The 12,876-nt window shown below is 63.6% G+C and carries 9 protein-coding genes; all 9 read left to right on the top strand.

The window, feature by feature from the left end; all coding sequences use genetic code 11:
• Positions 1 to 1,029 precede the first annotated feature (1,029 nt).
• The 9 genes from DVU_RS00905 to DVU_RS00950 all read left to right on the top strand — a co-directional run bounded on the left by DVU_RS00905 (position 1,030) and on the right by DVU_RS00950 (position 12,871).
• Complete coding sequence (locus DVU_RS00905) at positions 1,030 to 2,715, top strand: DNA primase family protein (RefSeq protein ID WP_010937499.1); 1,686 nt, start codon at positions 1,030 to 1,032, stop codon at positions 2,713 to 2,715.
• A gap of 266 nt (positions 2,716 to 2,981) precedes the next feature.
• On the top strand, positions 2,982 to 4,541 hold the full coding sequence (locus DVU_RS00910) for a primase-helicase zinc-binding domain-containing protein (protein ID WP_010937501.1): 1,560 nt from the start codon (positions 2,982 to 2,984) through the stop codon (positions 4,539 to 4,541).
• A 126-nt stretch (positions 4,542 to 4,667) separates the two neighbouring features.
• Positions 4,668 to 6,026, top strand: a complete 1,359-nt coding sequence (locus DVU_RS00915; protein ID WP_010937502.1) for a DNA modification methylase — start codon at positions 4,668 to 4,670, stop codon at positions 6,024 to 6,026.
• Positions 6,019 to 6,750, top strand: a complete 732-nt coding sequence (locus tag DVU_RS00920; protein WP_010937503.1) for a hypothetical protein — start codon at positions 6,019 to 6,021, stop codon at positions 6,748 to 6,750. Before DVU_RS00915 ends, DVU_RS00920 begins: the two co-directional genes overlap by 8 nt.
• Before the next feature lie 16 nt (positions 6,751 to 6,766).
• The gene (locus DVU_RS00925; RefSeq protein WP_010937504.1) at positions 6,767 to 8,725 is read left to right on the top strand and encodes a phage terminase large subunit family protein; all 1,959 of its coding nucleotides are present in this window, start codon (positions 6,767 to 6,769) and stop codon (positions 8,723 to 8,725) included.
• Positions 8,722 to 8,940 (top strand): helix-turn-helix domain-containing protein, encoded by a 219-nt coding sequence (locus tag DVU_RS00930; RefSeq protein WP_010937505.1) that lies wholly within the window; start codon positions 8,722 to 8,724, stop codon positions 8,938 to 8,940. Before DVU_RS00925 ends, DVU_RS00930 begins: the two co-directional genes overlap by 4 nt.
• A gap of 675 nt (positions 8,941 to 9,615) precedes the next feature.
• On the top strand, positions 9,616 to 9,864 hold the full coding sequence (locus DVU_RS00940) for a hypothetical protein (protein ID WP_226987316.1): 249 nt from the start codon (positions 9,616 to 9,618) through the stop codon (positions 9,862 to 9,864).
• 3 nt (positions 9,865 to 9,867) lie between these two features.
• Positions 9,868 to 11,568 (top strand): phage portal protein, encoded by a 1,701-nt coding sequence (locus tag DVU_RS00945; protein ID WP_010937507.1) that lies wholly within the window; start codon positions 9,868 to 9,870, stop codon positions 11,566 to 11,568.
• A complete protein-coding gene (locus DVU_RS00950; protein WP_010937508.1) occupies positions 11,552 to 12,871 on the top strand; it encodes a S49 family peptidase in 1,320 nt (439 codons plus the stop codon). Before DVU_RS00945 ends, DVU_RS00950 begins: the two co-directional genes overlap by 17 nt.
• Positions 12,872 to 12,876: the final 5 nt, after the last annotated feature.

Consider the following 12,876-nt stretch of genomic DNA (forward strand, 5'->3'; position numbering starts at 1 on the left):
CTGGCGTGGAGGGGCTGGGCATGTGGGCATGGCCCGTCGTGGAGTGTCGTTCACGTAATGGCCCTCCTGCGCTTGGCATGAGGAGGCCTCCACCACGCATGTGGGTACGGTAATGAGGAGTGGAGACGTCGGGCTTCTGCGGGGTTGCCCGTGGGCGTATACCGTGTGAACCGGTCTCGACGTTGTGTGTGCGGCCAGCCGGAAGAACCTGTCTGAAGCCTTGAGGAGTAGGTCTCAAATACGAAGCCCCCGCATGAAGATGGGGGGCTTTTTGCAGTATTTTCCTGTGCCAATTCGTCCGCTACGCAATGTCAAAGCGTTCGCGCGTGCATGCAGGGGGGAGGCAGGCAAAAAGTGAGTCACCGAGTGAATCCTGCTTGCCAGCAGTTCAACCGGTGACTCGTAACTTTCTGTTATCATTGGTGGGTCGTGCAGGATTCGAACCTGCGACTCTCTGCTTAAAAGGCCCACGCGATGAACACGGTAAAGTAACGTATCGTCGCGTAATGTGGGCTGGATTTGGATGCCGCGTAGACTTTCAACGGAGGCATAAGGGGGTAGCATACGGAGGCAAGCTTTACACTCCACTTTACATCATTGCTGTTCAATCCTTGGACTGCGTATGTGGGGCGGACGAGCGTCCCTTCATTAAGGCTGTACCATTCATCCAACTCTGCGCGTCGGGCAAGATACGCTCGGCCGCATCCTTCAGCCCGCGCCGCTGCGCGGGCCTCCGGGCGGGCGCAGTCCCCCGCGCCCCCTTCCCCCCCTCTCCGGAGAAGCTGACCAAAATCTCCCATAAGCCTGCGCGCACCTCTGGCAGCTGCGGGTCCTTCCCCTATGGGGGCCAGCCTACGGCTGCTGCCGACCCCACGATTTGGCCGCGAACTGTGGAACGCATTGCGTGGAAAAATGGAATCCGCGCGGGTGCGACACCTTCGCTGCATACGCCAAGAGACAATCGTAACACTGCACCCCGCCCGTTGAGGGGCGTCGCACCATGCACGGGCGGGCTCATGGAGTACCGCCATGCATGAAGATCGTACCGGCGATGCGTTGCCTGAAGTCGGTGCTGCGGCACCGTCTGTGCCTACCACAGCGGACATGGCCGCGAGAGTGGCAGCCCGCGTCAAAGATGAAGAGGCGTCACGCCCGGTTGCCCCGAAGGATGAAGTACCCGCGCTCAGTGACGACTTCATACTGAAGTGCCTGAAGGCCAATCGCGTTGGCGACGCCATGCTCTTCAACGCGTTGCACCGGGGAAAGTTCGTCTACGTCAAACGCTGGGGGCGCTTCATCCGCTGGGCCGGGCACCACTGGGAAGAGGACATCATGGAGACCTCACAGGCTGCGGTCGAGGCCGTGTGCGAAGCGTACCTCCGTGCTGTCTCGAGCCTGTCGAAGCAAGCCGACGACGCCGTGGGGGACGAGAAGGCCCTGCTCGAGCGCAAGCGCGAGGAACTGCTCAAGCGTGTCAGCTTCCTGCGGGCACCGTCCGGGCGCGAGCAGCTGCTCCGGTGTACCCACACCATCGCCGACCCCCTTGCCATCACGGGTGATGAACTCGACCAGCAGCCGTTCCTGCTTGCCTGCCGGAACGGGGTCATCGATCTGCGGACAGGTGAGTTCCGCCCCGGCCATCCTGACGACTATGTGCTCAACGCCTGTCCCATCGAATGGCCCGGCATCGACGCGCCGTGCCCGCAGTTCGAGCGGTTCATGTACTCATGCCATGAGAACGAGGCCATCGTGTCGTTCCTGCAGCGCGTGTTCGGCTACGGCATCATGGGAGCGAGGGATGATCACTACTGGTTCGTGTTCTACGGGGCGCGGGGGCGCAACGGTAAAGACACCCTTCTGAAGATCCTGACCGCCATCCTTGGCGATGACCTCGCCTCGACCATCGACACGGCGCTGTTGCTGGATACCAAGCAGCCGCGAAGCAGCGCGGGGCCTTCGCCCGACGTGCTCGCCCTTCGCGGCAAGCGCATGGCCTTCGCCACCGAAGCCGAGGACGGCCAGAAGTTCGCCATGTCCAAGATCAAGTGGCTGACGGGCGGCAGCAACCTCATGGCCCGGGGCCTTCAGGACAAGCTCTACACCACATGGAAGCAGACGCATCTGCTGTTCCTTCTGACCAACGAGATACCGCGCGCCAAGGCCGACGACGACGCCTTCTGGACGCGCACCCTCGCCGTGCCGTGGAAGCTCCGCTTCGTGGATCATCCGACCACGCCTGACGAACGGCCCCGTGATCCACAGATGGAGCACAAGCTGATGAAAGAGCTTCCCGGCATCCTCGCGTGGCTGGTGCGCGGGTGCCTCGAGTACCAGCGTGTCGGACTCAACCCGCCTGAAGAGGTGCTGGCCTGTACGCGCGAGCGGCGCAGAGCCTTCGACGATGTGGGCCGCTTCCTGACCGAGTGCTGCGAGATCGAGCAGGTCGTCGAGGGCATCGAACCTGCCACGCGGACAAGCGCCACGGTGCTGCTCAACGCCTTCAACTGGTGGCTGCACAAGAACGTGGACTCTTCCTACTCGTATAGCGCCCGGCGGCTTGGCGACATCCTCGCCAAGAAGGGCATTCCCAAGAAGAAGTCGGGCGGCATGGTCTACCTTGGCGTCTCGCTTCTGCCCGAGGTCGAAGACGAGATGGCTACGGATGCGAGTTCGTCTGACGCATCCTCTGCCAAAAGGAAGAAGCTCTTTGACTAGGCCGCACGGAAACCTCCCAAAAGCTCCAGTCGTAATGACGGATGCGCAGTCACAACGGTCAGTGATGATTGGAGGAATAGTCGCGTCTGGAGCTTGGGAGAGTCCGCAGCGGTATCTTGCCACGCACATGCGCATGATTGCGAGTTGTGTGCATCGCCCACGTCAAATGTCCCATGCTCCCATTCATTAAACTTATTATGGAAAAACATAAGGTTAAAGAAAGAAATGAACTGGGAGGTTTCAGGGATATTGGGAGGTTCAGTCGAATGAGAGCGCCGTTGCTTGAAAGACTTGCTGCCCGTGGTCTGCAGCCCAGAAAGGTCTCCACCGGCAGGGGGGACAGGGGCGAGGAGTACGCCAGCCCGTGCCCGGTGTGCGGCGGGCGTGACCGCTTCCGCATCTGGCCTGAACAGCCGGGCGGGCCTGCCTGCGCCAAGGCCGGAGTGGTCGGCACATGGTTCTGCCGTCAGGAACAGAAGGGCGGCGATGTGCTCGAGTACCTGCTCACGGTCGAGCGTCTTGAGTGGGCCGAAGCCTGCAAGGAACTCGGCATAGAGCGCACGACCTTCGTACCCGGCAGGCTGCCCGCCATGCCCAAGGCGATCCGCAAGGCCAGCTTCCAGCCGAAGCCCTCGGCCTTGCCGGGTGACATCTGGTCAGCCCGGGCAGGCAAGTTCGTGGCAGACGCCCATGCCGCCCTGCTGCGCACTCCCCGGGCGCTGGCCTATCTTGCCGAACGCGGCCTTCCAGAGGCCGCCGTGCGTCGCTACCGCCTTGGCTACCTCGCCGGGGAACAGGGACGGCAGGGCGTCTTTCGCGCTCGCTCTGCGTGGGGTCTTCAGCCCAAGGAAGGCAAAGACGGCAAGCCGAGAACCAGCATGTTCATCCCTCGCGGCATCATCATTCCGGCCTACGGGCCTGCCGGGCAGGATGGCGCGCCGGTGCGTATCCGAATCCGCAGGCCCGACGGCGATGTGGAGCAGTGGGGCGACAAGTACATGCTCGTCGAGGGCGGTTGCGGGCGCACCACGATGCTGCTGGGCGAGGCTCCTCGTGCGGTGGTCGTGGTCGAGGCCGAACTGGACGCCATGCTCGTGCGTCATGCCGCTGGCGACCTTGTCGGTGCGCTGGCCGTGCTGACAAACCGGGGCCGTCCTGACGCCACAGCCCACACAGCGTTGCAATCCGCAGCATCCATCCTCGTTGCACTGGACTACGACGGCCCGGGGGCAGACGGCTGGGCGTGGTGGCGCGAGACCTACCCGCAGGCCAAGCGGTGGCCCGTTCCTGCTGGAAAGGACCCCGGCGACGCCTTCAAGCAGGGCGAGGACCTGCGGGCGTGGATTCTTGCCGGGTTGCCTCCGGTGCTGGCCATGGAACATGCCAAGGCTCGGGGCGCGGAGCAGCTTTCGTCTGTCGAGCAGGCTCCCACAGCGTCCTCCGCACCCGCCGTTGCCCCGTGTGCGACTGCACCCGCACCCATTCCCTCCCCGGCGGCTGCCGCAGCATCGGCTCCTGCATCCTCGTGCGGCCTCCAGCCGGACGTTATGCAGACGGTGCTTGCCTTCCGTACCCTGTGGGAGGGCATGCCGGTGAAGTACGTGCGCTTCAACTCCGGGGGGTACGAGTGGCAGTACCCGGCCCCGTGGGGCAAGCGCCACATGGCCCGCCTGCACGAACTGCTTCGGCGTTTCGACGCCACCCCGACCTTGTGGGACTACTTCGCGGAGCACCCGGCCCGCATCATCACACCGGACAATTTGCTGTGCAGGGCACGGCGTTCCAACGCCAACAGGCCGCATCAAAACGACGCGGCCTGTTGCTGACAACCAAGGTGAGGGTTGCCCTGCAGAGTCGCACCTCTTCAGGGCGACCGGATGTAACAGCATCCGATCAGGACCGGCCCAACCCTCATGCCAACGGCGGCAGAGGCATAACAGGAATCCTAGCGGATGGAAAACCTCAACATAGAGAACTGGCCCGTGGACAGGCTTCACCATAGCGAACATGCCACCCGTCGTAATGAGGATGCCATACCCCGTATGGTGGACGCCCTGCGTATGTTCGGCTTCCGGATACCCTTGCTGGTCACCGGGGCCGGAGAAGTGGTGGACGGCCACTTGCGGCTGAAGGCGGCGCTCGTCATGGGCATGGCCAGTGTGCCGGTGATCGTCGTGGATGACATGACACCAACGCAGGTGCGGACCTTCCGGTTACTGATCAACCGCTCGGCGACATGGGCCGAATGGGACGACGAGGCATTGCGCGTCGAACTGGCCAGCCTGCGCGACTACGGCGTGGATGTGACGATGACCGGCTTCGCCGATGCGGAACTCGACGCCTTCCTGCAGGGTGTCTCCCTTGCCGGAGAGAGCGATCCGGACATGGTTCCTCCTCTCCCTGAAACGCCTACATCCCGCCCGGGTGATGTCTGGAACATGGGTGGGCATCGTCTTCTCTGCGGCGACAGCACGTCTGTGGAAGATGTTGTCCGGCTCATGGCTGGCGAGCAGGCAGACATGCTGTGGACCGATCCGCCTTACAACGTCGACTACTCCGGCAAGGCCGGGAAAATCCGGAACGACAAGATGAGTCCGGAAGACTTCGATGCTTTCCTGCTGCGTCTTCTGTCGCGCTCCTATGAAGCCTTGGCCGACGGGGCTGCCGCCTATGTGGCCCATTCCGAGGCCGGAGGCGGTACGGCGTTTCGCAAGGCCTTTGCCCACGCCGGCTACAAGCTCGCGTCATGTCTCATCTGGCGCAAGCATCAACTCGTACTTGGGCGAGGCGACTACCACTGGCAGCACGAACCCATCCTCTACGGGTGGAAGCCGACGGGCAAGCACCGCTGGTACGGCAACCGTAAGCACACCACGCTGCTGGAGCACTTCGCCGGGCAGACGGTCCTGCCAGCTGGCGAGGGAGTGTGGCAGGTGGCTACGGGAGACGCTGTGCTGCTCATCCGGGGGCAGGATGTGACGGTGGAGGAGGTTTCCACCTCGATTCTTGCGGTGGCAAAGCCCGCACGCTCCGAGTTGCATCCCACGATGAAGCCCGTGGCACTCGTGGAACGCATGGTGGCCAACAGCTCTCCTCGCGGCGGGCTGGTGCTCGACCCCTGCGGCGGTTCCGGAACGACACTCATCGCCTGCGAGCGCATGGGAAGGCGCTGCAATACGATGGAGCTTGATCCCCGTTTTGCGGACGTGATTGTCCGGCGATGGGAGGAAGTCACAGGCAAGACAGCGGTACTGGAAGGCGGCGCGTCATTTGCCGATGTGCCGCTGGCGAGGGAGGTGGCCCATGCATGAGCATGATTTGCTGTCTCTCGTGGACAAGAGTGCGGAGACCGATCTGCCCTTGCTGCTCAAAGCCAAAGAGGCCGCCAAGCGTCTGGTGAATGATGATCCGTCTGCGGAGCACCTGCGGCTCCTTGAGCGGGTCACAAAGATGCTGGAGCAAGTGATGCACACAAAGCAGAGCTTCGGCTCGCTCAAGGATGTGCTGGCACATCTGCAGGAGCAGGGGCGAAAGATCAGCCAGAGCAAGCTGTATCAGGACAAGGGCAGGGGGCTTCTGAAGGCACAGCCTGACGGAACCTACCGCAAGCGTGACGTGGACCGTTACGCGGCCAGCCTGCCCACGCATGCCCTGCCCGAGAAGGAAACGGCAGAGGCGCAGGAATACGCCTCGCGCAAGGCCAAGGCAGAGGCCGAGAAGCTTGAGGAACAGGCCAAGGCCGAACGGTTCAAGAACGAGGTGCGCGCCGGCAAGTACATCCTGCGCGATGACGTGGAGGTCGAACTGGCGGCCCGTGCCGGGGTGCTGGCAACGGGGCTGCGAACCATGTTTGAGACGAGCCTGCTCGACCTCATCCACACCGCCGAGGGTAATCCGAAGAAGGCACCCGACCTTCTGTCGTTCTTTGAACGCCAACTGGATGCGGCACTCAACGAGTATGCGCGGCCTATGACCTACGAGGTGCGTTTTGACGATGCAGACGACCCTATGCCCGACACCTGCGAAGAAGGATGATGTAAGGCGTATAGCGATGCGCCTACCGGCCAACCTCCATCCAGACCTGCGCGTCCGCGTCCTAGCGCGCTTGAAAAAGAGCGCAGGAAAATGGTCCTTCTCGTTCTCGCGTGGTGAGCGCGCCGTCATGCGGCGGCGTACACCCATGCCAGTGAGCCAGTGGGCCGAGCAACATAGAGTGGTTGGATACTCTTCAGTCCCCGGTCGCTGGCATAACTCCATCACACCCTACAGCGTGGGCATCATGGATGCCAGCTTTCACGAGGCGGTGCGGAAGATCGGCGTGTGCAAGTGCCCGCAGTCGGGCATCACCGAGGCCATTCACAATTGCATCGGGTACGCCATCGACCGCTCCCCGGGGCCGGTCATGTATGTCTACCCCGATGAACTCACCGCCCGCGAGAATGCCAAGGACCGCATCCAGCCCATGATAGAGGGTAGCCCGCGTCTCGCCACGTACCTGACGGGGTCGGCGGACGACAAATCAAGCCTGCGCATCAACCTGCAGCATATGCCGATCTTCCTTGCGTGGTCAGGTTCCCCGGCACGGCTGGGCAACAAGCCCATCCGCTACCTCGTGTTGGATGAGTTGGACAAATACCAAGAAAGCAAGAAAGAGGCGTCTCCCGAAGCCCTTGCCGAGAAGCGCACCATCACGTGGCGGCACAAGGCGCGTATCTGGAAGCTCTCCACCCCGACCGTCGAAGCTGAAGGCATTTGGAAATTCATGACGCGCGAGGCGCAGGCCGTGTTCGATTATCATGTGCGTTGCCCACACTGCGCGATGGAACAGCTGATGACCTTCGATAGAATCCGCTGGCCGGAGGACGTCCGCGACCCGGAGGACGTGCTTTCGCGCCAGCTTGCCGAGTATGTCTGCGAGCATTGCGGCAGCGTATGGCATGACGGCGACCGCGACCGGGCCGTGCGCCTTGGCCTGTGGCGTGAACGGTCGACAGGGCTTGAACTGAAGGCCCACCTCGACACGCACCGGCCCGCGAACATCGGCTTTCATCTGCCTGCGTGGCTCTCGTACTTCGTGTCGCTGTCCAAGGTGGCGGCGTCTTTCCTGCGGTGGAACGCCTCGAAGAATCAGGTGGACCTGAAGGACTTCTGCAACAACTTCAAGGCGGAGCCATGGCGCCTTCATCGTGTGGATCGTGACGAGGACCGCATCCTTGCCCTGTGCGACGACAGACCGCGCGGCATAGTACCGGGGCCGCTTGGCGACGATGGTACGCCGCGCATCGCTGCGTTGGTGGCAGGTATCGACACGCAGGGTAGCGACGAGCACCGGGGCTACTTCCGTTATGTCATCCGCGCTTTCGGCTGGGGGCAGGAGGATGAAAGCTGGCTCATCCAGTGCGGCACCGCGCCGACCTTTCCGGCACTGGCCGAGATTCTCTGGGGCAGTGTCTACCGCGACGGCCATGGGAACGAATACCGGGTTCGCCTCGCCCTGCAAGACTCCATGGGCCACCGGACGAAAGAGGTCTACGCCTTCTGTGCCGCCAACAAGGGCCGCATCTTTCCCACGCAGGGCAAGCAGCATCAGGCTGCACCCCTGACCTATTCGCCCCTGGAGTACTATCCGGGCACGCAGCGCCGCATTCCGGGCGGTCTGCGCCTGCTCAAGGTGGATACGACGTTCTTCAAGAACGACCTTGCGGCGAAGCTTTCCATTGCGCCGGAAGACCCCGGTGCCTTTCACCTGCACCACGACACGCCGCTGGAATACGCGCGGGAGATGGTCGCAGAATACTACGATGAACAGAAGCAGGCGTGGGTCTGCCCTTCGGGGCGGGATAACCACTATTGGGACTGCGAGGTGCTCGCCCTTGCCGGGGCCTTTGCCCTTGGCGTGCGTAACTGGAAGCAGCCACAGCAGCAAACGAAGACGCAGCATGAGGCACAGTCAGTGCCGGCGTCTCCGAGATATGGAGCCCGTCCGGGCTGGTGGGGAGGTGCGAGATGAACAGCGGGAAAGATTTGGGGCGCAAGCTCAACTGGAGGCAGGCGTGCGACGTTTTAGGATGCAGCCGTTCCTTCTTCTATAACCTTGTGAACACGGGCCTTTTGCCTTCGCGGCGGTACGGGCGCGTCAAGGGCATATGGGTGTATGAACGCGATTGTCTAGAGCACCTCGCTAGAACATCGTCTTGCGTTGAATCGGGGCAAAATCATGTCTGAACGGCGCAAAGTACATTCGTCTTTTTGCCTTAAAAGCGAGGCAAGGCGGCAGAAGGTCGAGCTCTATGATGCGTCCGAGTGGGGAGAGCCTTCAGGACGCTTCAGGCTTCGTATCGATGGGCGGTGGGCAGACGGGCGTTCTGGCGCGCATGCCTATCACTCCACAGCTGAGATCGGGGCAATGCTGGCAACGGCGTTGACGGGGCAAGATGTTACTCCCGAGTCGCCGCCCCCTCTGTTGCGGGGGATGCGGGTGTCAGTGCCGAACGGACGCCGCTTCGCGGGGCTTGCTTTGCGTGATGTCACCTTTGTGCTGACTGAAAGCCCCCTCCGTGATGCTTCCGGTCACTGGTTCGTGGGGGTGGTCAGGGTCGGAGGAGGCATGAGGCTCGTGCCGGTGGAAGATGTCAGAGTGCTATAGGCTCTGCATGTCATGCCGGTGGGGTCGGTAATGCCGACACCATCCAGCACCGAAAGGGATGTCGGTAATGACGACACCCTTTAGCAACAAAGGGGGAGTCGGTAATAGTGGACACCCTTTCCCTCCGAAGAAATGGGCCAGAGCCGCCGACGCGTGATGAGAAAAAAACAGCGTTTTCTCAACTTTTTGTCCAGCACGTCCACCACGTCCACCACGTCCACGACAACATGCCGGCAGCGTACTACGTTGCCGGCATGTCTACCCTCTGGACCCTTGAAGAACTCGACGCGCAGATAGCGGACTGGAAGGCAGCCTTGCTGGCGGTCTCCTCTGGCCGTTTTTACACGATCAGCGGGCAATCTGTGAGCCATTACTCGCTGCCTGAAATCCGCGAACAGCTGGCGTACCTGCAGCGCGAACGGCAGTTGCTGCTTGCCGCGCAGTCGGGGCGTCCGCGTCGCCCCGGGCCGCTCGCCGTGCGGCCCGTCATCGGACGGGGGTAGCGGATGCGCGCCCTTCGTCCACATGCCCGCCGCCCGTTCAGGCGTCCTGCCTGTCAGGGCATCCGTGCCTCCTTCAGTCACGCCGTTGTCGGTCGTGCCTCCTCCCCGCTGGTTCCCGGCGTCGTGCAGCCTGTCTCGCGCGACGCCGGGGCCTTCAGGGGCACGCTGTCCAACTATCGGCCGTGGCGGCCCAGCCTTGTGGCGGGCGGTCAGGAGCGCACCACCGCCTCCACCCGGAGTGAGGACCTTGTCGCCAACGACTGGGCCGGGCGTTCCATGGTGGACACCATCACACTCAACGCGGTGGGGGCCAACGGCCTGTTCCCGCAGTCCATCATTCCGGCGGCGTTGCTGGGCCTTGATGAAGAGCAGGCGCGCGACATCGGCGACAGGATGGAGTCCATCTTCAAACTGTGGTGCGAGTCTGCCGGGCTTGAAGGGCAGCACTTCGCAGACCTTCAGTTCATGGGGCTGCGTTCGGCGCTCGTCCATGGCGAGATGCTGCACATCCCGGTCATGGTGGACCCGACGAAGGAAGGGGGCTTTCTCGGCCTTCGCATGCAGCCCGTGCATCCGGAGAGGCTCTGCACCCCGTCTGACAAGCGCGCCCTGCACAATATGCGTGACGGTGTGGAACTCGACCGCCTTGGCAGGCCCTGCGCCCTGTGGGTGGCGGAACCTGCGCCGGACCTCTGGAGCGGTCGGCTTGGCTGGGGGGCGCTTGGCAGCGACAGCTTCAGGCGCATTCCGCACAGGCTGTTCCACCGTCCGGGGGCGTTCCATTGCTTCCGCCGCACCAGCGAGGAGCAGTACCGGGGCGAGCCTATCCTCTCCCCGGCGCTCAAGCTGTTCCGGCACCTTGCCGACAGCCTCGAATACGAGCTCATCGGGCAGATCGTGGCGGCGAGCTTTCCGCTGTTCATCAAGGTGGCTGACGGCACGCAGGGTGTCGAGGACTACCTCGGGCAGTTCCAGCAGGGACCCGGCGGGCAGGGCGGGCAAGAGCGCGTCTACCACCAGAGTTACGCCCCCGGGCAGGTGCTCTACGGCAACCCCGGCGACGACGTGAAGCCGCTCTCCAGCGACCGGCCCGGTGCCAACTGGACGGGCTTCGTCAACTTCGTGGTGCGGGCCATGGGCGCATCGGCGGGCATACCCTACGAAGCCCTGCTGAAAGACTTCTCCAAGACCAACTACTCCAGTGCCCGCGCGGCCCTGCTCGAGGCGTGGCGCGTCTACATGCTGTGGCGTCAGTGGCAGGCGCGTTCTTACTGCCAGCCCATCTACCGCATGGTCATCGAAGAGGCGTACCTGCGCGGCCTCATCTCCCTGCCCACGTCTGCCCCCGGTTTCTACGAGGCATTGCCCCTCTGGACCGCCTCCATGTGGATAGGGCCGGGGCGCGGCTACATCGACCCCGTCAAGGAAGCCAAGGCCAACATCTCGCTCATCGAAAGCGGCCTTTCCACCTACGGCGAGATTCTCGGTGAACGGGGGCTTGCCGTGGAGGACGTGTGGGCGGCCCGTGGCTACGAGGACCGCCTCATGCAGCGTCTTGCGCCCCGCCTTGCCGCACGTCTCGACGCCGCCAGTTTCGTGGCGGGCGCACCGCCGGAAGACGATGGCTTCCCGTCTGACGACGATGGCGACGGGGACACCAATCACGACGACGCCGAGGAGGGCGACGATGCCGCAACTGCATGACCTTTTTGCCGAGCGCATGTGGGCCGCCATGCCCGAAGCCCTTGGACATTTCTTCTCGGCCTTTCGCCATGCCGAAGCCTCCGATGACCCCGGCCGTCCTCTCCCTGCTGATGCTTCCCCCCCGCACGGCGAGGAGAGGGCGGCCACCTTCGGCGTGTCCGGAGGCGAAGAACGCCCCTATGAACTGTGTGATGGCGTCGCCGTCATCCCGGTCATGGGCATGCTCACGCCCCGCCGAAGCTGGTCTTGGGGCTACGGATACACCACCGGCATGCTCGACCAGATTCGCCCGGCCATTGCCGCGGCTCTTGCCGACAGGGGCGTGCGCGCCATCCTGCTGGATGTGGCCAGCCCGGGCGGGACCGTGGCGGGCATGAAGGAGCTTGCCGACTACATCGGTGCCGAACGCGCCAAGGGCACGAAGCCCATGGCGGCGTATGCCAACGGACTCATGGCCAGCGCCGCCTACATGATCGGCTCGGCAACGGGGCGGGTGCTGGCACCTGCCACGGCCACCGTGGGCAGCATCGGCGTGATCTCGGTCTACGAGGACTGGTCCAAGTGGAACGAGAAGGCCGGCCTTTCCTACGCCTATCTGACAGCTGGCCAGTGGAAGGCCGTGGGCAACCCCGACACCCCCCTTGCCGACAACGAGCGCGCCTACCTGCAGGAACGGCTGACCGCTCTCTACAGACATTTCACCGACGGGGTGAGCGCGAGCATGGGACTCGACGCCGCGAACCTGACGACGTGGGCGGACGGCAAGGTCTTTGTCGCCTCCGAAGCGCCGCAGGGCCTCGTTACCGCCATCGTGGCCGACCGCGAAGCGGCCATAGCAACCCTTGCCAAGGAGATGACCATGGACAGGGCGAACCTTGCCAGCCAGCACCCCGAACTGCTGGCGTCCATCGAGCGCGAGGCCGCAGAGAAGGCCGTGGCTGCCGCTCGTACCCAGTTCGAAGAGAAGGCCACGACGGGCCTCGGCGACAAGCAGCAGGCGTGCCTTGCTGCGGTCAGGGCCGTGGCGGGCGACGAGGCCGCAAGCCGCGTGCAGGCACTGCTCGAGCAGAACCTTTCCGCGTCGCAGATCGAAGCCGTGGCGTCGCTGCTGCCCAAGCCCGCAGCGCAGGCCACGACCGAAGCCCAGCCCCGGCATGAGGAACCGAGCGCCAGCCATGAGGAGCGCATCCTCGCTGGCATCGTCGGGGCCCACGCCGCGCCGCTTTCCGGCGTTCCCGGCAACCCCGGTGCGGAAACCCCTGCACAGTTCGGCCAGCGCATGGCCGGGCTGCTGACCCGATAGGAGCC

The sequence above is a fragment of the Nitratidesulfovibrio vulgaris str. Hildenborough genome, assembly GCF_000195755.1.
Classification (GTDB): Bacteria; Desulfobacterota; Desulfovibrionia; order Desulfovibrionales; family Desulfovibrionaceae; genus Nitratidesulfovibrio; species Nitratidesulfovibrio vulgaris.

Coding starts and splice junctions, on each gene's coding strand:
- DVU_RS00905 (WP_010937499.1), top strand. CDS start 1,030: ATGCATGAAGATCGTACCGGCGATGCGTTGCCTGAAGTCGGTGCTGCG.
- DVU_RS00910 (WP_010937501.1), top strand. CDS start 2,982: ATGAGAGCGCCGTTGCTTGAAAGACTTGCTGCCCGTGGTCTGCAGCCC.
- DVU_RS00915 (WP_010937502.1), top strand. CDS start 4,668: ATGGAAAACCTCAACATAGAGAACTGGCCCGTGGACAGGCTTCACCAT.
- DVU_RS00920 (WP_010937503.1), top strand. CDS start 6,019: ATGCATGAGCATGATTTGCTGTCTCTCGTGGACAAGAGTGCGGAGACC.
- DVU_RS00925 (WP_010937504.1), top strand. CDS start 6,767: ATGCGCCTACCGGCCAACCTCCATCCAGACCTGCGCGTCCGCGTCCTA.
- DVU_RS00930 (WP_010937505.1), top strand. CDS start 8,722: ATGAACAGCGGGAAAGATTTGGGGCGCAAGCTCAACTGGAGGCAGGCG.
- DVU_RS00940 (WP_226987316.1), top strand. CDS start 9,616: ATGTCTACCCTCTGGACCCTTGAAGAACTCGACGCGCAGATAGCGGAC.
- DVU_RS00945 (WP_010937507.1), top strand. CDS start 9,868: ATGCGCGCCCTTCGTCCACATGCCCGCCGCCCGTTCAGGCGTCCTGCC.
- DVU_RS00950 (WP_010937508.1), top strand. CDS start 11,552: ATGCCGCAACTGCATGACCTTTTTGCCGAGCGCATGTGGGCCGCCATG.